A 23,205-nucleotide genomic window follows, 5' to 3' on the forward strand; every position below is an offset into this window, starting at 1 on the left:
GGAACTCTATCAGTTTTCGTCGTGACCTCAATCTGTCAGGGCAAAAAGCGTGACAGCGATCGAAATCCTCTTATTAACTTAAAAAGTGACTACCGTGTTGAGTTCAGTCACCCAGGCATCCTGCGTGTGGCGATACCCGCCGGACGAGACCAGTATTAAAGCCGGGGGTGCGGTTCCGGGCAGCAAAAGGGGTATGACGCTCAGTGGAATGAAAACTCACGTTATGGGAGGAAGATAGTCATGCGAGGAAGGTCGTCTGAAAAATCGACTAATGGACTGCAGTGTTCATTAACTGCCATTTAGCGATTAAAAACACACCGCTTTGAACGCTTTTGTCACTGATCACAATGTTTTGATTTATCCGACGAAAAGCCCTTAACGTGTGAAATCGTTCTGTTGAGCGTCAGAGCCCGTTATGCAGGGTAAAAGAGTGGAAGGAAGATTATCTGTAAAAAAAGTTAGCAGGAGAACAGCTCAAACCGCTATTCAGAAACAGCTACGCCGGAAGGTTCGCTTCCGGCGCTGTTGAGATTAAGCGGCTTTAACGGCGCGTACTTTCTTTGCAGCAGGCTCTTCCTGCGACTCATCCGCGCTATCGTCTGAGACAGCTTCTGGCTGAGAGACGGGTGCTGCTGCCGCTTCCGGCAGTTTGCTGGTGCGCAGAATATGCTGAACGGCATCTTTCTGCTCTGCAATCAGCAGACCCAGCGTTTCTGCCTGAGATTCATCCAGTGCAGGTTGATGCTGTAACAGCCAGTCGGTGAAGGCTTCGGCCATATCGAGCATTTTGTCGTAGGCATCGGCCTCTTTCTTATTGGCAAACGTCATCTTCTCTTCACCCTTTCTGACTACTACAAATTTTGTTTCAACAGCCATGTTTTCGCCCTCAGGTACTGTGTATACATACAGTATATCATGCCGATCCTGCTTTGCCAGCAGAGAATAGAGTTTATCGGTTGTGCACGGGCTAACCTTAACCTGGCACAGGCTTTTTTCATTTTTCCTGACACATTCTCCGCCGCGAGGGTCGGCGGCTACACCAGCAGCTCTTCAAGAAACATCGCCAATGCCTTACGGGGATCGTCCTCTTCCGAGACGATCACCTCAATCCCCCCACTGCCCCAGCACCTCTTTGGCCACCGGGTTGTTCCGGTTAGTGAACAGGTAGGATTTTGGCCGGGCGGTTGCCAGCCCGGTGCGGCCCCACATCTTGGTCAGACGGTAAAACAGCAGGCGAATATTGAAATCACTGATGCTGTAGCCGACAAACAGTACTGAGTTGCCCATCACATCGTGAGTCAGTTTAATGTCGAGCGGCGAATCAAAATAGAGGCGTTCAAAATAGCTGCTCTCATCGAGCACGATTGAGGTGTCATCATCAAAATCACCGTGCAGCTTGATGATGTGACGCTTATCTTCGGTGAGAGAGACCAGGTCCGCGGCGTTGGCCACTTTGTAATAGGGTACGCCGTGCGCTTCATGCGCCGCTTCCAGCCAGCGATCGTAATTGGTGGTGTAGATACGCGAAAAGTTACCCTGGGTAATCATGGTATGAATTTCAGAAGAGCGGACATCAATATCGGGGCGATGCCATTCGCGATCCATCCAGCTGCGCAGCGGGCCAAGCGAACCTTTTTTCTGTTTGTAATACTCCGCCAGCGACAGGTGCGTGCCATAGGTATTGAAGATTTTTGGATCGTAACCCAGCTCATTAGCAAGATGCGCAATCAGTTCATGCCACTCGGGCAGGCCAAAATTGCGCGAAATACCGGCACCGGCAAACAGAATCAGTTTGCCGGAATCATAGGCGCGTTTGAGTTCAGGTTTCATGCCATGCCCCGCGAGGTTTTTAAAAAGGTGGCGAAGCGATCCAGCGCGATGCGCCGCATCGAGATCTCATTCTTGAGTTCGCCCATTTCAGCAAACGTCTGCTCATAGCCTTCGGGAATAAAGACGCAGTCCCACTGAAAGCCGCGCGTTCCGGCAGGTTTCGCGGCGATAGTGCCGCGCAGTTCACCCGAAAACTGGTACATTTTGCGGCCATCGCAGTAGCCCAGCACCGTTTTGGCCGTCACGGCCTGGCTGTCGAGCCCCTGCACCAGCGCGGTAAAGCGCTCAGCGTCCAGGCGGTTCCAGAAGATGCGGGTCAGACCGGCGGGAAGGCCATTGAGGCCATCCAGATAGAGGCCGGTATGCTCTACAAATAGCGGTCGCCCAATCAGCGAAAAGGCTTTGGTCAGTTTGTCGCGTACCAGGTCGAGTTCGTTTTCAGTCTGAATTTCTTCGATGCGACGGGCGATGGGCAGAACTTCGACCCCGACAGGTTCGAGTATTTTGCGCACCTCCGCCAGCTTTTGCTCATTGGCAGAAAGGAATCTGATTTTCATGGGGCTTCCAGGTCAATTACTCCGCCACGCAGTGAGGATTTTACGGAAACAGGCGGGCAGGATAAATCACTAACGCTGGAGAGTGTAGTTCAATTCTTTGCTCATCAGGTTGAAGTGCGCAGAACCGGCCGCAGCAGGCGAGCCGGTTCTGCAGACTCAGTAAACAATGCCGGGTGGATTCACCGTGGACTGAGTGATGGCCTCATCCTGTTCGCCCCAGCGTGCCAGCACCTGCTGATACTGCCCGCCTGCGATGGTGCCATCCAGCGCAGCCTGCAGCGCGGGTGCCAGGCCATTGCCCTTTTTGGTGGTCACGGCGACCCAGGCGCGAAACGGTCCGCTGCCAACCAGCTTTGTCTGTCCGCGTGACGCCACTTTCCAGGCCGCCATCGAGTGAGGGCCAAACATCGCATCTGCCCGTCCCGACAGTAGCGTCAGCGTCGCGGAGGCATCATCAGTCAGGTAAATCGGCGTTACCGCAGGCAAACCTTTAGCCCGGTTCTGCTCATCCCAGCTCAGTAAAATACGCTCCTGATTGGTGCCCGAGGCGACGATAATCCGCTTACCGGCAATATCCGCCGGACTATTAATCTTGCTGATATGACTGTCGCTTTTCACCGCAAAAGCGTGGTTGTCGGCGCGATACGTCGCAAAATCGAACTTCTTCTTGCGCTCTTCGGTCACGGCAATATTGAACATCGCAACATCATAGCGTCCGGCGCTGATGCCCAGCGGCCAGTCCTCCCAGGAAGCCGGAACCAGCCTGAGTTTCAGCCCCAGGCTATCAGCAAGGAGTCGGGCGATATCGGGATCGCTGCCGATCCGCGTGACGTTATCAGACGCCAGCAGCGACAGCGGCGGCGAGTTGGTCGCCGAGGTAGCGACCGTCAGGGTGCCCGGTTCGATAAAACGGTAATTGTCCGGAAGTTGAGCAATAGCCTGCGGATTGGCCGGGGCATGAATCGGCGTCTCGTTTTGCAGGACATCGAGCTTCTCAGCCGCAGAACAGGCCAGCGCCGGAAGCAGCGTCAGAACCGTTAACGTTAATGCCCTCATAACACGCGCGCCAGAAAACGGCGGGTGCGCTCATGACGCGGATTATTGAGCACCTGGGTGGTGCTGCCCTGTTCCACAATCCGGCCATCCACCATAAAGACCACGTTATCCGCCACTTCCCGGGCAAAGCCGATCTCATGCGTCACAATCACCAGCGTAGTGCCGGAACGCGCCAGCTTTTTAATTACATCCAGCACTTCGCCCACCAGTTCAGGATCCAGCGCCGAGGTCGGCTCATCGAACAACATGACCCGTGGATTGAGCATCAGCGCACGCGCAATCGCGATGCGCTGTTGCTGCCCGCCCGACAGGTGACGCGGCCACGCATCGGCTTTATGCCGCAGGCCCACAATATCCAGCAGTTCGCCTGCACGCTGTATCGCTTCCGGTTTCGTTAACTGACGATGGGCAATCGGCGCTTCAATCAGGTTATCCAGCACGCTGAGGTGTGGGAACAGGTTGAAGTTCTGGAACACGTAGCCGACGTTGATGCGCTGGCGCAGAATCGCCTTCTCTTTCAGTTCATACAGCTTATTGCCGCGCTGCTGATAGCCGATGTAGTCGCCATCAATCTGAATAAATCCTTCGTCGACCCGTTCCAGATGATTGATGGTGCGCAGCAGCGTGGATTTACCGGAGCCGGACGGCCCGAGGATCACCGTGACGGACCCCGGTGCCAGTGACAGCGATACATCATCCAGCGCTTTATGTTTACCAAATCGTTTACTGACGCCGGTGATGCTGATGGCACCGGTAGTGTGTGAGGTGCGGTAATCAATGGCTTCGGACATGGCTGATCTCCTCGGTCGGATGAAGTGGCGTGACGCGGTTGCGCCATTGTCGCCAGCGCGACGGTTGCGGTTCACGGGTGACGCTGCGGGCCATCCAGCGTTCGGCGTTGTACTGAATCACGGACAACACGGTGGTGATAATCAGATACCAGGCGGCACCAACCATCAGCAGTGGGATTACTTCCTGATTGCGGTTGTAGATCATCTGGATGGTGTAGAAAAGCTCCGGCATCGCCAGCACATAAACCACGGATGTGCCTTTCGCCAGACTGATGATCTCGTTGAACGCGGTGGGAATAATGGCGCGCAGCGCCTGCGGCAGAATGATGCGGAAGGTACGGCGTGTGGCAGAGAGACCCAGCGCGGACGCGGCCTCTACCTGACCGTGATCGACGCCGAGGATCCCGCCGCGAATAATTTCCGCGCTGTAGGCCGCCTGCACCAGCGTCAGACCGATAACGGCTGCCTGAAACTGCCCCAGCACGTTAATCGTCTGATACGCCCCCCAGGAGAGGCCGGTAAACGGAATGCCGACAGACAGGGTGTCGTAGAGATAGGAGAAGTTATAAAGAATGATCAGTACCACAATCAGCGGCAGTGATCTGAACAGCCAGATATAACCCCACGCCAGTGTACTCAGCAGCCACGATGAGGAGAGACGTGCCAGCGCCAGCAGACCGCCCAGAAACAGACTGAATATCGTACCCAGCAGCGTCAGCAGCAGCGTCTGACCCAGACCGTGCAGGATCACCGGGTCAAAGAACCAGCGGGCAAACACGCTCCATTCCCAGCGCGGATTAAAGGCCACTGACTGCACCACGCCTGCCAGAATAAACAGCGCAACGATAGCCCCTGCGGTGCGTGCCGGGTAGCGTGCCGGCACCACCTGCAGATGTTGATGTTTACTCATGGTCACCTCTTAACTTGCCGCGGCGACGTTATAGACGCCGATCACTTTGATAAAACGCAGTCGTCCGTCGTGCGGCGGCTGGCCATAACGCTCCAGATCCCCGCTGAGATCGAACTGTGGCTGATAACCGTGACCGGTATAGAGCCGCACCGCCTCCGGCTGACGGAAGCCGGTGGTGAGAAACAGCCGCTGATAGCCCGCCTGTAAGGCGCGACGCTCCAGCTCCTGTAACACCACCAGCGCCAGCCCCTGACGCCGCAGATCGCTGCGGGTCCAGATGCGCTTCAGCTCGGCGGTCTGCGGGTCATAGGGTTTATAAGCGCCCATCGCGATGATCTCGCCGTCACGCTCCAGCACGATAAACAGCCCCTGCGGCGGCAGATACCATTCGGTCAGCTCCTGTTCCAGCTCGTTACGACGGGAAAAATAGTCGCCATAGCGTGCGGAATATTCGCCAAACAGGCCGCCCAGGATCGGTTGCAATTCCGGCGCGTCGGGTGAAACTTCGCGAAAAGTGGATTCACTCATGGTCAGCTCCTTAGTCGCCCAGCCCGGCGGGATTGATTTCAGAACGATCGATCTTCTCAACACCTTCACCCCAGCGGTTCAGCACCTTCTGATAGTCACCGTTGCCGATCACGCCGTTCAGCGCGGTGCTGATCGGTTCCGCCAGGCCGCTGCCTTTCTTCACGGTAACGGCAATGTGCGCCGCTTTGGGCCAGCCGCCATCGACGCTGCCGACCAGACGGGTTTTACCGGTCAGTGCCGCTTTCCAGGCACCAATCACATTGGGACCAAAGTAGGCATCAGCCCGGCCAGCCTGCAGCGCCAGCGTCTGAGCGGCATCATCTTTGGTATAAACCGGCGTAAAAGCTTTCAGTCCCTTTGCCTGATTCTCTTTATCCCACGCCAGCAGAATCGCCTCCTGATTGGTGCCGGATCCCACAATGATCCTCAACCCGGCAATATCTTCTGCTTTGGTCAGTGACTTTATCGGGCTGCTGGTTTTGACATAAAAACCCAGTGAATCTTTGCGGTAGGTGGCGAAGTCGAACTTCTCTTTACGATCTTTGGTCACGGTAATGTTGGAGATCGCCGCGTCATACTTGCCCGAGGCCACACCCAGCGGCCAGTCTTCCCAGGACGCTGGTACCACGTTGAGTTTTAATCCCAGGCTGTCAGCCACCAGCCGGGCAATATCCACTTCGCTGCCAAGCAGGGTTTTATTGTCATCGGAAAACACCGTCAACGGCGGGGAATTCAGCGCGGCGACCGCCACGGTAAAGGAACCCGGCACCACAAAACGATGACCCGCAGGCAGTTGCGCGATCGCCTCCGGATTCTTCACGGTATTGATCGGCGCTTTGTTAGCTTCAAGGCTGACGCGCTGGCCGTTATAGGAGACGCTGGTATCTTCAGCCAGCGCATGGCTACTGGCCGCCAGAATAAGCAGGGCGATAAGACGCGATGTTTTGTTCATGGCTTGTGCTCTTATTGTGAGGTGAACTGATTAACGGGTTGTTTCAGGGCGAAGCTGTCACGAAGCGTGCTGCCCGGATAGTCGCGGCGCGTCAGGCCGCGAGCCTGCAGAATCGGCACCACGCGGTCGACAAAACGTTCAAAGGTATCGGGCGTGCCGCCGTTAATGATGAAGCCGTCAGTGGCGTGGGTTTCAAACCAGAGCTGCAGGCCATCCGCCACCTCTTCCGGCGTGCCGTGAAACAGCGGGCGTGGTGTTGCCGCTTCCAGCGCGGCCTGAAGCAGGGTATGCCCATGCTGTTGAGCTTTGCGTTTGATCTCGTCGGTGGTGCTGCGGAAGCTGTTCTGACCGATGTCACCGATATCCGGGAACGGCTGATCCAGCGGATACTGTGAGAAGTCGTGATGGTCGAAGAAACGCCCGAGGTAGTTAAGCGCATCGGTAATCGACACCAGCGCCGCCGTGGTCTGATACTGGCGCTCCACGTCCTCTGCATCATCGCCAACAATCACGCTGACACCCTGGAAGATGTGCAAATCGTCTGGCTGACGGCCATTCGCCACCAGTTGCTGTTTCACATCCTGGTAAAATGCCTGCGCCTCTTCACGCGACGGCTGATGGGTGAAGATGGCGTCAGCATGACGCGCCGCCAGTTTTTTACCGTCGTCGGATGCGCCCGCCTGGAAGATAATCGGACGACCCTGCGGCGTGCGGGCGATGTTCAGCGGCCCCTGTACCTGGAAGAAATCACCGTGATGATCGAGCGTGTGCAGCTTCGCCGGATCGAAAAATTGTCCGCTCGTCTTATCACGCACAAAAGCATCCTGCTCCCACGAATCCCACAATCCTTTCACCACCTGCAGATACTCATCGGCAATGCGGTAACGCAATGCGTGCTCCGGGTGCTGCTGACGCGAGAAGTTTTTGGCCGAGCCTTCCAGCGGTGACGTCACCACGTTCCAGCCCGCACGCCCGCCGCTGAGATGATCAAGGCTGGCAAACTGACGCGCCACGGTGAACGGCTCGCTGTAAGAGGTCGATACCGTGCCGACCAGCCCCAGATGTTCAGTGACGCCCGCCAGCGCCGAGAGCAGCGTCAGCGGCTCAAAGCGATTCAGAAAGTGCGGGATCGACTTTTCGTTAATAAACAACCCGTCGGCGACAAACAGAAAATCGAGTTTGCCCTGCTCCGCCTTGCGGGCGATTTTTTTGGCGTAATCCAGATTAATACTGGCATCGGCCTGCGCCGCCGGATGGCGCCAGGCAGACATGTTTCCCGATGCGCCATGCAGAATGGTACCCAGCCGAAGTTGTCTTGTGGTCATGATGCTCTCTCTTTTTTAGTCGTAGCGATGCCCGACGACGGTGGTCAGAACCATCGTGCTGTAGCGGGTTGCAGATGAATTCAGTTCAGAATGGCTTCCCGACATCGCGCGTTAAGATGTTGCAGCGCCTGGCGAGCCAGTCGGGCGAAGTAGTCGGCGGCGGGCGCAATCAGCGCCTCATCCGGGGTAAAGCTGGCATGGTGCAGACCAAAGTCACTGGCGCTGCCGATGCTGACAAACGCCCCCGGCACCTGTTGCAGATAGAAGGCAAAATCCTCACCCAGCAGATGGAGATCGGCGGTCTGCACCCGATAGCCCGCCTGCTGCGCTACTTCGCTGCTGAAGGTCGCCCAGTGCGCATCGTTGATCAGCACTGGCGGGCCAGGATGCCAGCTCAGGGTTGCCTGCGCGCCATTGGCGTCGGCGAAGTGCTCAACCAGCGTGCGCACCCGCTGTTCCAGTTCGGCGCGCACCTGTAAATCGTGTGTTCGGGCCGTGCCGCCAAACTCAACGCCGCCGGGTAATACATTCCAGCTTTTGCCGCCGTCGATGCGGGTAATGCTCAGTACCAGACTGTCCAGGGCACTGAAACTGCGGCTGGTGAGTCCCTGTAACGCCTGGATAATCTGGCTGGCCGTCACAATGCTGTCGACACCCTGCTCCGGATACGCGGCATGTGCGCCTTTGCCGCTAACGCGAATAATAAATTTGTCAGCATTCGCGTAGAACGCCCCGCTGCGGGTGGCAAAGGTGCCGACGGGCAGCGAAGGCTCGTTGTGCATCCCGAAGATAGCCTGCACCTTATCCAGTACGCCTGCCTCAATAAACTGACGCGCGCCGCGCGCTATCTCTTCAGCGGGCTGGAACAGGATGCGCACCCGGCCAGCTAACCGATCGGCTTGTGCGTTGAGCTTTAAGGCCGCACCCAGCATCACCGCGCTGTGCAGGTCATGACCGCAGGCGTGCATCACGCCAGGATGGCGGGAGTGAAAACGCACCCCGCTCGCCTCATGGATCGGCAGCGCATCGATGTCGGCGCGCAGCGCGATCACCGTCTCTCCGCTGCCAATTTCTGCCACCACGCCGGTTTCCAGTGGATAGTCCAGCAGCCGGATACCCGCCGCCTGCAACCAGCCCCGCAGTCGCGCGGTGGTGGCAAATTCCTGACCCGACAGCTCCGGCCAGGTGTGCAGTTCGCGTCGCCATTCAATCAGTTGTGACTCAGGGTTCATGATGACTCTCCACTGACGGGGATTCAGGCTGCGACCAGATGATGCGTGGCCAGCAGTTCAAGTGACTGCAGACGTGCAACCGGCTCGGTAATCGGCGTGTCGATAACAAACTCATCAATGTCAAAATTATGATGCAGCGCGTCCAGCTGGGCATGAACCTGCGCCGCCGTGCCTTTCAGAAGTGACGGCGTGCGCGGCTCAATCTGATAATCGCGGTATCCACCCTGACGCACATAGCGCTCCGCCTGTTCCAGACTGGCGACGTTGACGCTCGGGCCATCTTTCACCGCTACATGATAGTGACGAAGATTGGCTACCAGCAGGTCAGCCCCGGCGGGTGAGTCGGCTACCACCACCTGCACGGCCACCAGGGCGCGCTGACCCTGGCTCAGGCGGGAGTAGGTACTCAGCGCATGCTCCAGCAACTGGCGGTCGCCATTAAGGTGAGCGGCAAAGACAAACTGCCAGCCCAGACTGGCGGCCAGCAGTGCGCTCTCTTCACTGGCACCCAGCAGAAAACGGTTCGCCGGACGTGGCGGCAGTGGCGTGGCGGCTAAACCCTCATCGTCAGGATCAGCCTGACCGGGCTTCAGCCAGCTATCCAGCAGTTGAAGCTGTTCGGCAAAGCTCCCTTTTTTTAGCGGCATCAACACCCTGTTGCAGCGCATGGGTGGAGAGTGGAAGTCCGCCCGGCGCTTTGCCCACGCCGAGGTCAATGCGGCCCGGCGCCAGCGAAGCGAGCAGATTAAAGTTCTCTGCCACTTTATAAGGACTGTAGTGCTGCAACATCACCCCGCCCGATCCGACGCGAATATGTCGTGTCTGGGCAATGATCCAGGCAATCAATACCTCAGGTGAAGGACTGGCCAGGTGCGCGGTGTTGTGATGTTCCGCCAGCCAGAAGCGGTGATAACCCCACTCCTCTGCCCGCTGCGCCATCTGCAGCGTGCGCTGCAGCGCCGCGGTGGGTGATTCACCCTGCAGCACGGGCGCTTTATCTAACAGACTTAATCGATATGCCATTCACCTGGTCCTTGTTTATTCCGGTTGCAGACCAGTGTGCTGCGCAGTCGATCATTGGTAAAACATCATATTGTTTTATGCATTATTGATTTCGTCATAATGGAGAACAGTGAGAAGTGAAAGAGGGAAAACGGGCTCTGAAACAGGTAATCAGGCAGATATTTTGCGTATAACGCTATTTGTTGCCTGATATTCAGGTGAGTAAAATCGGCGAACTGGCAAAGGTTTGCAGAAAATCGTCTTACGTATCGAGAGATGACAGCTGTTGTTAGCCGCGACTGCAGAAATTCAGACAGCCTGAATTCATGGCATTGAAATACATTCTTCACAGGATGTTGAAGCACGGGTCGCCAGATAGATAAATAAGCATATGAAGAATGCAATTGAGTCAGAGATAACTCATTGCAACTGCCAGATGATTTACAGGACCTTATACATTATCCGGAATTAAGATCCTCTACTGTAATGAGAGGTGTAAACCGGGCATGAATCTGTCTGATAGGGTCATATCCGGGCACAGCAAAGCATTGAGCCCAGAAACAAGATTATTTTTCTAAGGCCGTTGCGAATTTTGTTTCAACGGGAAGAATCGGGTGTTGATAAGCGCCACATTCACTTCACAGGGAACGCCGTCGTCGAGATAAACGGTTTCATTAAGCTGAATGACAGCATCCCCTTCAGCTAAATTAAGCAGAGTAAGCGACTGTGTATCCGTAAGATTGACGGCCGTTAAATGCTGGTCCCTTAGCTGCACTTTCTTACCGGTAACTTCTTCAATATAGGCATATTTTGACAGTTCCAGCTTGCTGAACTCCATGCTGCTAAACATATTAACCGGCAGGTGAATATGTTCCAGAGCCACCGGGATGTCATCGAAACACATCAGGCGTAAAATTTTATAGATCTGATCGCTGTTTTTAATACGCAGCGCCTGAGCGATATCAGCAGAAGGAACCTTGATAATGCTAACCGATATGATTTTTCTTACACCTTTATGGCCATTTCTTTGCGCCTGGTAATCAAAAGGTGAAAGCACATGATATCGGTTCGCCTGGCTACTCATCTCCGTAGAACCGACAAAAATACCCGACCCTTTAACCCGGTAAATTCTCTGCTGCTCCACCAGAATGCGTGTGGCTTCACGCACCGTTGCGCGAGTAATACCGATGCTTTTGGCAATTGATATTTCGGTATCCAGTTTCTCTCCGGGTCGAAGGCCATCATCCTTAATTTTATTGAGGATGTAATCAACAACCTCTTTTTTGTTTTTCAGTAATGCCATCAACCATTGGCTTTCTTCCCGTTTGAGTGAAGGACAGACTCCCTCTAATCCGTGTCAGTACAGTTCTGCCTGACATTGCCGGATGAGTACCACTTCCGCTAGCTGAATATGTGATCAACTTATCAAATTGGCACTGATGTTAAGCCTGATAAGCAATATTTTAACTTTACATGTTGTGTCCGTACACGTCGAAAGACATCATCAGGATGACTAGACACCTTTAACATGTACAGATGTGATTACCGTTGTGAAATATAACCCCATCTGAACAATGAGAAAATATTTTTTTTTAATAACCCCATGAAAATCATGAATTATAAGGAAGTTACCACCTTTTACTACATTCGATTTTTGTGTCGCTCTGCTGACAGAAAGTTTATCTAAAAAAGTGATAACGGGGGGTTTTGAGTGAAACTGACTGTACATACTCAGAAATTTATGAAAAATCGGAATGCATAACAGGCCCTGTTCCGGTTGAGAAAATTTTATATGAGATGGGTTATGCGCAACCGGGAGCAGGCAAACGCCACACGGTTTATGCGTTTAGTTAAATTTTATTGCGCATTTAAACAGGAGGAGTAAGACGATGTCACACCTGGCTAAGTGGTTAAATAACGAGAAAATCCAGTACGTCGAAAGCGTGACTGACTGGCAGGAAGCGTTAGTTATTGCGGGACGTCCTCTGCTCAATGAGGGCGCAATATCGCAGGATTATATTGATGCGATTATTCAGCAAAAAAGAGGAGATCGGCCCCTTTTTTTGTCATCGCGCCGCAGATTGCCATGCCCCACGCACGCCCGGAACAAGGCGCACACAAACTGGGGTTGTCGATTGTGCTGCTGGGTACAGCAGTGAAATTTGACTCCGAAGAAAACGATCCGGTGAAGGCTATTTTCATGTTTGCCGCACCGGACAGTAATAGCCATATCGAAATGATCTCCCAGCTGGCGGAAGTGCTGTCCGATGAAGAGATCATGGCGCAGATATTCAATGCGAGCAGCAAAGAAGCGCTCATGACGATTTTATCAGGCGTTTAGTCTGCCCGTTGAAACGCGACTTTTAATCATTAGTTAATGAGGTTTGATATGAAAATTATGGCGGTGTGTGGTTCAGGTTTAGGCAGCAGCTTCATGATGGAAATGAACATCAAGAAAGTGCTTAAAACGATCGGTGTTGAAGCTGAAGTGGAACATTCGGATCTCGGCTCTGTCACCCCCGATGTGGCAGATGTTTTTGTTATGGCCAAAGACATTGCTTATAGCGCAAACCTTCCTGAACAGAAGGTCATCATCATTAATAACATCATTGACCTGAAAGAAGTGGAGCAGAAAATACGTGAGTATTTTGAGAAAAAGTGACGCTAATAATTAGATAAACACCTTACCCTCGAGGTTAATATGTTTACTCAAAATCTTTTGCAGTTCGTCGTCGACGTGCTGAAAGTGCCCTCTATATTAGTCGGACTGGTGGCATTTTTCGGACTGATTGCGCAGAAGAAGCCGTTTCCTGATGTTATCAAGGGCACGGTAAAAACTATTCTGGGCTTCCTGGTGCTGGCAGGCGGTGCGACCGTTCTGGTCGGTTCACTGACGCCACTGGGCGACATTTTCAAACATGCGTTTGATGTTCAGGGCATCATTCCTAATAACGAAGCAATGGTCTCTATCGCTCTGGCAAAATATGGTGCGCCTACCACGATGATCATGGCCTTCGGCATGGTCGCCAACATCGTTGTCGCTCGCTTCACCCGACTGAAATATATCTACCTCTCAGGGCATGTGACGTTCTATATGGCCTGTATGATCGCGATTATTTTATCGGTTGCTGGTTTTGAAGGTATTCAGCTTATTTACACCGGGTCACTGCTGTTGGGCATTCTGATGGCCACCTTCCCGGCGATCGCCCAGCCCTATATGCGTAAGATCATTGGTGGCGACCATGTCGCGCTGGCGCATACCGGGACAATTGGCTATGTCTTATCAGGCTGGATCGGCTCTTTGGTAGGCAAAGGATCTAAATCCACCGAAGAGATGAACATGCCAAAAAACCTCAGTTTTTTGCGTGACAGTACCATCTCGATCTCTCTGACGATGATGATTATCTACTTAATCCTGTCGGTGTCTGCCGGTAAAGAATATGTAGAGGCTAATTTCAGCAATGGTCAGAACTACCTTGTTTACTCCTTTATCCAGGCCATTACCTTCGCGGCGGGTGTCTTTATCATTCTGCAGGGTGTGCGCTTAATCCTGGCTGAAATTGTCCCTGCCTTTACAGGCTTTTCAGAAAAACTGGTTCCGGAAGCCAGACCGGCGCTGGATTGCCCGATTGTTTTCCCCTACGCCCCGAATGCGGTGCTGGTTGGCTTTATCTCCAGCTTTGTCGGTGGCCTGGTGGGGCTGTTTGTTCTCGGTCAGTTGCATTGGGTATTGATTCTGCCGGGTGTGGTTCCTCACTTCTTCTGTGGCGCTACGGCTGGCGTGTTTGGTAATGCGACCGGCGGCAAGCGTGGGGCGATTTGCGGTGCCTTTGCTCATGGCCTGTTAATTACCTTCCTGCCTGTCGCCCTGCTGCCGGTACTCGGACAGATAGGGCTGACCAACACCACCTTCTCGGATACCGACTTCGGCGTCACCGGCATCCTGCTGGGTAATATGGCTCACTTTATGGATAAGGGAACCATCACCATGATTATCACCGGCATTTTTGGCTTGTTAGTGATTTATAACTTTACGGCTAAAAAGAAGACACCTGTAGAAACAAATGCAGGATAATCAGAACGCTTAATGGCAACCAGAAAGGGCAATGAGCGCTTTCTGGTTGTTTGTGTGTAACCTGCTTTACAGCTCCGCTTATGCCCCGCCTGAATACCAATCAGAATGAGCCTCATTTAGCGCCAACTAAAATTATTATTACCACTCGTTTTCGCCCACCCCTGACCAATAGCCACTAATCGCAATCCCAATTACCTGACATCTGATGGCGCTAAACCTCATAAAAAAAAGGACTATTCCGATCCAGAAAAGTGATCAACATCACATTTTCAACATTAGACATACTAATAAATAAAATTTAACAACAAAACATTTGAATGATAATGATTAACATTTACACTCTCATCCGCATATAACAAAGCGTTTAACGCTGCCAAATCCACAAATAATATGCGGCATTTACTCTTTTTAAGGTGAAAACACTAATCCATTTAATGGTCAGGGTTTTTATCTGGTTAGTTAGTTTTATGTTTACTGGAGTTGTTGAGCGGACATCCAACGCTGCTGACCTTACGTCGGCAGGGTCACTGGTATTAACGCACAGGAACTGAACATGCTTTTACGCTCATCCACTCAGGCGGCACAGGATCTCGCGCCAGCATCCAATGCCAGCGGTGCCGAAACGGCTATTTTTAACGATCAGCAACTGGCGGCCTGGTCGCAGCAGACTCAGGAGGTGCTGGCGCTGATGACCCGTACCGTTACCGGCGTTGAGAAGCCTTTCAGCGGTATCCTGCCCCATGAACTGGCGGCGGAATTCAGTGAGGTCGATCTCGATCGTCCGCTGGGTAACAACGATGACGCCCTGACAGAGCTGAGTCAGCTCTATCTGCGTGACGCCGTCTGGTTTCACCACCCTAAATATCTGGCGCACCTGAACTGCCCGGTCGTGCTGCCCTCTCTGATGGCTGAGCAGATTATGGCGGCAGTGAATAGCTCGGTCGACACCTGGGATCAGAGCGCAGGCGGTACGCTGATTGAGCAGAAGGTGATCGACTGGACGCTTGGCCGCATCGGCCTGCCTGCCGGTTCTGATGGGATCTTCACCAGCGGTGGCACCCAATCCAACCTGATGGCAATGCTGCTGGCGCGTGATAGCTGGTGCGCGGCACATCATCCGGGGCATCTGATTAAGCATCGCGGCCTGCCTGAGACCGCGTCGAAATGGCGAGTGTTTACCTCAAAACTCAGCCACTTCAGCATCCAGAAATCGATGGCGATTTTAGGGCTGGGCTATGACGCAGTTATCGCCGTTGATCACGACGCCCACTACCGTATGGATGCAGCGTGCCTGGCGCAGGAGATCGAAAAATGTCGCAGTGAAGGGCTGATCCCGATTGCTGTGGTTGCCACCAGCGGCACCACGGACTTTGGCAGCATCGATCCGCTACCGGAGATTGCCCGTCTCTGTGACGATTATGGTTTATGGATGCACGTTGACGCCGCTTACGGCTGTGGGCTGCTTGTCTCTGAGAATCATCGCTCACGCCTGAATGGCATTGAACGGGCTGATTCCGTCACCGTCGATTATCACAAATCTTTCTTCCAGACCGTCAGCTGCGGTGCGTTCTTTGTGCGGGACAGCCACAACCTGAAGCATGTCACGCACCATGCAGATTACCTGAATCCGCTCAGTGCCCAGCAGGAAGGCACACCGAATCTGGTCAACAAAAGCATTCAGACCACCCGCCGATTTGATGCGTTGAAAATGTGGCTGACCCTGCGCGTGATGGGTCCGGCGGCGCTGGGTGACGCTTTCGATACGCTGATAGAGCTGACACAGGCGGCTCATGAGCGGTTAACTGCGCATCCTGCTATCGAAGTGCTGCACGCGCCTGAGCTGACCACCCAGATTTTCCGCTACGTGCCCGGCAAAAACGCCAGCGACGCACAGATCGACGAAATCAACGCCGCTATCCGTAAAGCGCTCTTCCGCTCCGGCAACGCAGTGATTGCCGGAACCAAAGTCGATAGGCGTCAGTACCTGAAATTCACCCTGTTAAATCCCACCACGACCATCGCCGACATCGAAGATGTGCTGAGCCTGATCGCGCACTATGGCCGCGAGCAGGTACGTGCGTCTGCGCTGAACGCGGCGAAACAGTGAGAGCTCTGAAATGAATAATTCCGTTTACGATTTTATTGGTATCGGTATCGGCCCTTTCAACCTGAGTCTGGCCTGTCTGAGTGAGCCGGTTGAGGGACTGAACGGTCTTTTCCTGGATGAGAACCCGGGCTTTGACTGGCACACCGGCATGATGCTGGAAAATGCCCATCTGCAGACGCCGTTTATGGCCGATCTGGTGACACTCGCCGATCCGACCAGCCCTTACAGCCTGCTTAACTACATGAAGGAAAAGGGGAAATTATACTCTTTTTATATCCGTGAAGACTTCTTCCTGATGCGCAAAGAGTATAATCAGTATTGCCAGTGGGCCAGTTCACGGCTCTCTAATCTGCGCTGGAACAGCCACGTTGAGTATGTCAGCTACGATGAGGCGGCTGGCGTCTATCAACTCCAGGTGACCGACACCCGGAATGGTCAGAAACAGAACTATCTGGCACGACATCTGATCCTCGGCACCGGGCCTAAAGCCTGGATGCCGGAGTGCAGCCAGCCGCACCGCCAGCGCCTGACGCACTCAAGCCACTATCTGGTCAACAAAGCGGAACTGCAGCAGAAGCGTTCCATCACCGTGCTGGGCAGCGGCCAGAGCGCGGCAGAAATCTACTACGACCTGCTGACCGATATCGACCGCTTTGGCTATCAGCTCAACTGGATCACCCGCGCGCCGCGCTTCTATCCGCTGGAGTACACCAAGCTCACGCTGGAGATGACCTCGCCGGAGTGGGTCGACTATTTCCACGCGCTGCCCGCCAGCACCCGGGACGAACTGAATGCGCGCCACAAGAATCTCTACAAAGGCATCAACAGCAGCCTGATTAACGACATTTATGACCTGATGTATGTCAAACAGCTCGATGGCGATCTGAACGTTAACCTGTTTACTCACTCGGCGCTGACCGCTATGCGCTGGCTGCCACAGGGAGAGTTCGAGCTGACGCTGCATCAGGAGGAGCAGGATTGCACCTTCACCCGTCGCACCGAAGGACTGGTGATGGCGACCGGCTATCACTACCAGCCACCGATGTTTTTAGAGGGCATCAACGCCCGCCTGCGCTGGGATGACAAAGGCCGCTACGACGTGCAGCGCAACTACAGCATCGATTATCACAATCAGATCTTCGTGCAGAACGCCGAACTGCACACCCACGGTTTTGTTACGCCGGATCTCGGCATGGCCTGCTACCGCAACTCGGTGCTGCTGCGCGAACTGACAGGACGCGAGGTCTACCCGATCGAGCGTCAGATTGCCTTCCAGACCTTCCCGGCTAAATCGGAGCACTGAGATGAGTTCACAAACACTGTTCAGCGCCGCCCGCCCCGCAGGCCAGTTCACCCTGAGGCCCATGCTCGCCAGCGATGCGCCGCTGGTTCATAGCTGGGTCACCCGCGATTACGCCCGCTTCTGGGGCATGCAGCAGCAGAGCCTGAATCAGGTCGCTGAGTTCTATGAGACGCTGACTGCAGCCGATCCCCATGCTGCGCTGATTGGTTGCTGCAACGACCAGCCGGTCTGCCTGATTGAGTGCTATCGCGCCAGCGACGATGAGGTCGGCAAGTTTTATCCTGCCGCACCCGATGATTACGGCATGCATATTCTGATTGCCCCCCGCCAGCCAGCCGATCAGAGCCTTCAGCTGGCAGGTCTTCACGCTGGTGATGGACTACATGTTCAGCCGCCCCGAGGTGCGCCGCGTGGTGGTAGAGCCAGATGTGCGCAATGAGAAGATTCACGTGCTGAATAAGCGTGCCGGGTTCCGCTATCAGCACACCATCGACATGGGTCATAAAACCGCCTGGCTGGCCTTTTGCCAGCGGGAAGATTATCAACACGCGTTACTGCAGGAGTCGCAGACTATGAACACCCCCTCTTCGCTGATGAACGGTACACATCTGACGGGCGACCAATGGGCGCAGGCAAACCGCATGCTGATCCGGAAAGCGATTGCCGAGTTCGCGCATGAGAAAATCATTACGCCACAGGAGTCGGGCGACGGCAGCTATCAGCTTGCGGTGCCAGGCGGTGAAGCGAGCTACCATTTCCGGGCGTCGCGGCTGGCGCTGGATCACTGGGAAATCGACGACGGCTCACTACGCAAGCAGGAGAACGGTCGTGATCTGCCGCTGGATGCGTTGAAGTTTATCGTGGAGTTTAACGGGGGAGATCGGTATTACACAGGCACTGCTGGCGACCTACATGGAAGAGATCAGCAGCACGCTGTGCAGCAGCGTTTATAAGCTGCAGAAGAATAATCCTGACAGCCAGGCGCTGGTCTCAGCCGATTTCCAGACGGTGGAAGCGGCGATGACCGAAGGCCATCCCTGCTTTGTTGCCAACAACGGGCGTATTGGCTTCGATGCCCATGATTATCTGGCGTATGCGCCCGAGGCCGCCGCGCCCGTTCACCTCATCTGGGTCGCGGTTCATCGCCGCAACGCCCATTTCTCCAGCCTCAGCGAGCTGAGCTATGAGCAGTTGATGCGTGATGAACTGGGCGACACCACCCTGGAGCAGTTTACTGCGCAGCTGGTGAATAAAGGGCTGGCGGTTGAGGAATATATCCTGATGCCGGTGCATCCGTGGCAGTGGCAGAACAAGCTGCTGACCGTGTTTGCGGCAGACATCGCCAGTCACGATATTGTTTATCTTGGCACCGGAGACGATGCTTACCAGGCGCAGCAGTCGATCCGCACCTTCTTTAACCGCAGCCAGCCCGCGAAGCGCTACGTGAAAACCGCCCTGTCGGTGCTGAACATGGGCTTTATGCGCGGACTGTCCCCCCTACTATATGGCGACAACGCCTGCGATAAACGGCTGGCTGGAACAACTGGTTGCTGGCGATGCGTGGCTGAATCGCTGTGATTTCCGCATCCTGCGCGAAGTCGCGGCGGTCGGCTATCACAACCGCTACTATGAGCAGGCGATCAAAGGCGACTCCGCCTATAAAAAAGATGTTCGCAGCGCTGTGGCGGGATAATCCTGCGGCCAGCCTGCAGTCCGGCCAGCGTCTGATGACCATGGCCTCTTTCCTGCACGTCGATCAGCATCAGCAGGCATTGCTGCCTGCGCTGATAGCGGATTCTGGTTTGCCAGCGAAGCAGTGGATAGAACGCTACCTGACCTGCTATCTCAGCCCGCTGCTGCACTGCTTCTATCAGCATGACCTGGTGTTTATGCCGCACGGTGAAAACCTCATCATGCTGCTGGAGAACAACGTGCCGGTCAGTGCATACATGAAGGATATCGGCGAAGAGATCGCCGTGATGAACCCGGATGCGGTGCTGCCGGAAGGCGTGCAGCGTCTGGCGGTGGATGTGCCGGAGAACCTGAAACTGCTCTCGATCTTCACCGATGTGTTTGACTGCATCTTCCGCTTTATCAGCGCGATTCTGCATCAGTCAGGAACGCTGCCGGAGGAAGAGTTCTGGCAGGCGGTGGCGCAGTGCGTGAAGGATTACCAGCAGGCGCACCCGGAGCATGCCACTAAGTTCGCGCGCTATGACATGTTCGCGCCGGAGTTTACCCGCTCCTGTCTGAACCGCCTGCAGCTGGCGAATAACCAGCAGATGATAAACCTCGCCGATCCCGCTGAGAACCTCAAGTTCGCCGGAACGCTGAACAACCCGATCGCCCGCTGGCGATAAGCGTTACACCGTCACGCTGAAATTATGCGGTCACCCTGGTGGCCGCTTTTTTTAATGGCTTTATCGCAGGTATCCGTAATGGTTTCTTTCGAACCGGTCGCGCAACTGACCCGACGACATCTGATTTTTCCGCTGTCGCTGGTGTTGTTTGAGTTCGCTACCTATATCGCTCACGACATGATCCAGCCCGGCATGCTGCTGGTGACTCAGGAATTTAAGGTCGGGCCGGAGTGGGTCTCTACTTCGCTCACCGCCTATCTGGCCGGTGGCATTATGCTGCAATGGCTGCTTGGCCCCCTCTCTGACCGTATCGGGCGGCGTCCGGTGCTACTTAGCGGCGTGGCCTTTTTTTATGCTCTCGTGTGTGGCGATGCACTGGGTGCAAAGCATTGAGCAGTTCGTCCTGCTGCGTTTTCTGCAGGGCGTCAGCCTCTGTTTTATTGGCGCGGTAGGCTACGCGGCGGTGCAGGAGGCGTTTACGGAATCGCACAGCATCAAAATGATGGCGCTGATGGCCAACGTCGCCCTGCTGGCCCCGCTGGCCGGTCCGCTGGCGGGCGCGGCTTTTCTTACCGTGGGTGAATGGCGCACCCTGTTCTGGCTGATTGGCGCTATTGCGGCGCTGGCGCTGGCAGGTCTGTGGTTTGCGATGCCCGAAACCGCAGGTGACCGGCAGAAACCGCTGTCGCTGCGATCGATTATCAGCGGTTACGCGGCGTTGCTGAAGGATCGTCAGGTGATGCGCGGCTCGCTGGCCATCGGACTGGTCACTGTGCCCTGCATCGCATGGGTCGCATTGTCGCCGGTGATTTTAATTCACGATGCGGGACTCAGCCGCATCGACTATGCGTTATTACAGCTGCCGGTCTTCGCCGCCATGATTGCGGGCAACCTGACGCTGGGACGCTTATCCAGCCGTCTGCCCATTGAACAGCCGTTACGGCTCGGTGCCTGGCCGGTGGTCTGCGGGCTGGCAATCGCAGTAACCGCTACCGTGCTAAATCCGCAAAGCTATCTGTGGCTGACTGCCGGAATTAGCCTCTACGGCTTCGGTGCCGGGCTGGTCAGCGCCGGACTCTATCGCATGACGCTTTTTTCCAGCAGCGCCGGAAAAGGCAGCGTGGCGGCGATGCTCGGCATGGTGAGTATTCTGATTATTGCGCTGGGCATTGAAGCAGCCAAAACCGCGTATTTTAGTTACGGCACCGGCGGCTTCAGTGTGGTGAACCTGATCTGCGGTCTGCTGTGGCTGGTTCTGGTCAGCGCTTTTCTGCGTGCAGGCCAGCGGAAATTGTGCGCGGAATAGCGTTCCCTGATTAATCCGCTGTTTGCCGTTGATAAAATATAACCCGGCAGGATGGCAGAAATTTATTTGCCATCCTGCAACTGAAATAAAGAGATTACATCCCGCCCAATCCCGCATTTATTTTTTTCAGATAAGCTTTGACCAAATCGTTACTTTATCTGTGTGTTGCGTCATTCGATGATGATTCCGCCTGCTGAGGCAATTGATAACAAAGGAATTCACCATGAAGACGTTATTTCCCCCTTAAACCACGCGCACAAACGCTGGTTTTTACTTTACTTGCCGGGACTCTGACCTTTAACGCGGTGGCTGCACCGGTCAAAGGCGGTACGCTGATTTATCTTGAACAGCAGGCACATACCAACCTCTATCCGCCTGCCGGCGGCTTTTACCCTAATGGCGGCATTCTCAATCAGATCACCGATAAATTAACCTGGCAGAATCCCGAAACGCTGCAGGTTGAACCCTGGATTGCAGAAAGCTGGACTACCAACGCCGACAAAACCGAATACACCTTTAAATTACGGCCTGGCGTGACTTTTTCCGATGGCACACCATTAGATGCGAACGCGGTGGCGAAAAACTTTGATACCTACGGGCTGGGAAATAAAGCGCTGCGCCTGCCGGTATCGGAAGTGATTAATAACTATGAACGCAGCGAGGTGATCGACCCGCTGACGGTGAAATTCTATTTCAAAAAACCCTCGCCCGGATTTTTACAGGGCACCGCCACCATTGGCTCTGGCCTGGTCTCGCTGAGTACCCTGGCGCGCAGTTTCGATCAGCTGGGCGATGCCCGTCACATTATCGGCTCCGGCCCGTTTGTGGTCAGTGATGAGAAGCTCGGTCGGGAGGTGGATCTGGTAGCGCGTAAAGATTATCAGTGGGGACCGAAAAACATTCAGCAGCAAGGTCCGGCCAATCTGGATGCGATAAAAGTGATCGTGACGCCGGAAGACAGCGTGCGCATCGGTGCACTGCTGGCGGGCCAGGCCGGCCTGATCCGTCAGGTGCAGGCCTACGATGAGAAGCAGGCTAAAGATCAGAACTTCCCGGTTTATGCCGCGCCGACCCGTGGCGTAAACGACAGCCTCAGCTTCCGTCCGGATAATCCGCTGGTCAGCGATATCCGGGTGCGTCAGGCGCTGCTGCACGCCACCAATGCCAAACAGGTGGTTGATACGCTCTTCTCGCCGAACTATCCGCAGGCAACCTCGGTCGTGGCCACCACCGCCGCCGGCTACGTCAATCTGGCGGACAAACTCACTTTTGATCTGACAAAAGCGAAGGCATTGCTGGACCAGGCGGGCTGGCAACCGGGTGCCGATGGCATCCGTGAAAAAGCAGGCCAGCGACTGGCGCTAACCGTCTATGAATCACTGCCACAGCCGCAAAACAAAGAGGTGCTGCAACTGGTGGCGCAGCAGTGGCGCCAGGCGGGCGTCGCCCTCAGCGTTAAAGCGGGCGATGCCGGCAGCAAAACGCTGGATAATCTCGACCCCCCTTAAGACCCCGCTGAACGTCACCGAAGTCGGCCGCGCCGATCCCGACGTGATCAAAAGCAGCTTCTACCCGGCTAACCGCGACAACCTGCTGCAGAAAGGCGGCTCCAGCGACAAAGTGAAAAACTTCCGCGATGACAAGCTGAACCAGCTGCTGGTCGCCATCTCCGCTGAAGTTGACCCGGCAAAACGTTTACAGCTGACCGGTGACGTTCAGCGGTATCTGCTGGACCAGGCCTATGTGATTCCGATCTTCGAAGAGCCGCAGGTCTATGCCGGTGCGCCCTGGCTGAAAGGGGTCAGTTTTGAAGCGGTAGGCCGTCCGGCACTCTATGGCGCCTGGCTGGAAAAAAGTAATCGGAGGTGAGG

At 54.8% G+C, this 23,205-nt stretch carries 13 protein-coding genes and 7 pseudogenes; 8 read left to right on the forward strand and 12 right to left on the reverse strand.

Features of this window, described 5'->3' with window-relative positions:
• Positions 1 to 531 precede the first annotated feature (531 nt).
• The 12 genes and pseudogenes from JNO11_RS24010 to JNO11_RS24065 all read right to left on the reverse strand — a co-directional run bounded on the left by JNO11_RS24010 (position 532) and on the right by JNO11_RS24065 (position 11,493).
• Positions 532 to 876, reverse strand: coding sequence for a YebG family protein (locus JNO11_RS24010; protein ID WP_033768961.1), 345 nt, complete (start codon positions 874 to 876; stop codon positions 532 to 534).
• A 158-nt stretch (positions 877 to 1,034) separates the two neighbouring features.
• Positions 1,035 to 1,830, reverse strand: a pseudogene (locus tag JNO11_RS24015) (SIR2 family protein).
• Positions 1,827 to 2,387, reverse strand: a complete 561-nt coding sequence (locus JNO11_RS24020) for a non-canonical purine NTP pyrophosphatase (RefSeq protein ID WP_010247077.1) — start codon at positions 2,385 to 2,387, stop codon at positions 1,827 to 1,829. Before JNO11_RS24020 ends, JNO11_RS24015 begins: the two are co-directional and overlap by 4 nt.
• A 156-nt stretch (positions 2,388 to 2,543) precedes the next feature.
• Positions 2,544 to 3,443: an ABC transporter substrate-binding protein gene (locus JNO11_RS24025; RefSeq protein WP_325178048.1), complete on the reverse strand. Its 900-nt coding sequence runs from the start codon at positions 3,441 to 3,443 to the stop codon at positions 2,544 to 2,546.
• The gene (locus tag JNO11_RS24030) at positions 3,440 to 4,234 is read right to left on the reverse strand and encodes an amino acid ABC transporter ATP-binding protein (RefSeq protein ID WP_010247075.1); all 795 of its coding nucleotides are present in this window, start codon (positions 4,232 to 4,234) and stop codon (positions 3,440 to 3,442) included. Before JNO11_RS24030 ends, JNO11_RS24025 begins: the two co-directional genes overlap by 4 nt.
• Positions 4,218 to 5,144 (reverse strand): amino acid ABC transporter permease, encoded by a 927-nt coding sequence (locus JNO11_RS24035; RefSeq protein WP_010247074.1) that lies wholly within the window; start codon positions 5,142 to 5,144, stop codon positions 4,218 to 4,220. Before JNO11_RS24035 ends, JNO11_RS24030 begins: the two co-directional genes overlap by 17 nt.
• Positions 5,145 to 5,153: 9 nt before the next feature.
• Positions 5,154 to 5,672 (reverse strand): GNAT family N-acetyltransferase, encoded by a 519-nt coding sequence (locus JNO11_RS24040; RefSeq protein ID WP_010247073.1) that lies wholly within the window; start codon positions 5,670 to 5,672, stop codon positions 5,154 to 5,156.
• A gap of 10 nt (positions 5,673 to 5,682) precedes the next feature.
• Positions 5,683 to 6,624 carry an ABC transporter substrate-binding protein gene (locus JNO11_RS24045; RefSeq protein ID WP_010247072.1) on the reverse strand — a complete coding sequence of 314 codons (942 nt, stop codon included), beginning with the start codon at positions 6,622 to 6,624 and terminating at the stop codon, positions 5,683 to 5,685.
• Positions 6,625 to 6,635: 11 nt separating this feature from the next.
• Positions 6,636 to 7,949 (reverse strand): LLM class flavin-dependent oxidoreductase, encoded by a 1,314-nt coding sequence (locus tag JNO11_RS24050; RefSeq protein ID WP_325178049.1) that lies wholly within the window; start codon positions 7,947 to 7,949, stop codon positions 6,636 to 6,638.
• Between the two features lie 80 nt (positions 7,950 to 8,029).
• Positions 8,030 to 9,181 (reverse strand): amidohydrolase, encoded by a 1,152-nt coding sequence (locus JNO11_RS24055; RefSeq protein WP_325178050.1) that lies wholly within the window; start codon positions 9,179 to 9,181, stop codon positions 8,030 to 8,032.
• 23 nt (positions 9,182 to 9,204) lie between these two features.
• Positions 9,205 to 10,204 (reverse strand): annotated as a pseudogene (locus JNO11_RS24060) (MsnO8 family LLM class oxidoreductase).
• A 553-nt stretch (positions 10,205 to 10,757) separates the two neighbouring features.
• A pseudogene (locus tag JNO11_RS24065) lies at positions 10,758 to 11,493 on the reverse strand (GntR family transcriptional regulator).
• 579 nt (positions 11,494 to 12,072) lie between these two features.
• Between JNO11_RS24065 and JNO11_RS24070 the strand changes: the two are divergent.
• From JNO11_RS24070 to JNO11_RS24105, 8 genes and pseudogenes are all read left to right on the forward strand, one after another.
• Positions 12,073 to 12,524 (forward strand): annotated as a pseudogene (locus JNO11_RS24070) (PTS sugar transporter subunit IIA).
• A gap of 48 nt (positions 12,525 to 12,572) precedes the next feature.
• Entirely contained in the window at positions 12,573 to 12,845 is a 273-nt protein-coding gene (locus JNO11_RS24075; protein ID WP_010247066.1) for a PTS sugar transporter subunit IIB, read from the forward strand.
• 39 nt (positions 12,846 to 12,884) lie between these two features.
• The gene (locus JNO11_RS24080) at positions 12,885 to 14,258 is read left to right on the forward strand and encodes a PTS ascorbate transporter subunit IIC (protein WP_033760509.1); all 1,374 of its coding nucleotides are present in this window, start codon (positions 12,885 to 12,887) and stop codon (positions 14,256 to 14,258) included.
• A gap of 553 nt (positions 14,259 to 14,811) precedes the next feature.
• Entirely contained in the window at positions 14,812 to 16,365 is a 1,554-nt protein-coding gene (locus tag JNO11_RS24085; protein WP_325178051.1) for an aspartate aminotransferase family protein, read from the forward strand.
• 10 nt (positions 16,366 to 16,375) lie between these two features.
• Positions 16,376 to 17,668, forward strand: coding sequence for a lysine N(6)-hydroxylase/L-ornithine N(5)-oxygenase family protein (locus JNO11_RS24090; protein WP_010247061.1), 1,293 nt, complete (start codon positions 16,376 to 16,378; stop codon positions 17,666 to 17,668).
• A 1-nt stretch (position 17,669) separates the two neighbouring features.
• Positions 17,670 to 20,028 (forward strand): annotated as a pseudogene (locus JNO11_RS24095) (GNAT family N-acetyltransferase).
• Between the two features lie 78 nt (positions 20,029 to 20,106).
• Positions 20,107 to 21,334, forward strand: a pseudogene (locus JNO11_RS24100) (MFS transporter).
• Positions 21,335 to 21,597: 263 nt separating this feature from the next.
• Positions 21,598 to 23,203: pseudogene (locus JNO11_RS24105) on the forward strand (TIGR04028 family ABC transporter substrate-binding protein).
• Positions 23,204 to 23,205 lie beyond the last annotated feature (2 nt).

It is taken from the genome of Pantoea sp. 1B4 (assembly GCF_016925765.1).
GTDB lineage: Bacteria > Pseudomonadota > Gammaproteobacteria > Enterobacterales > Enterobacteriaceae > Pantoea > Pantoea agglomerans.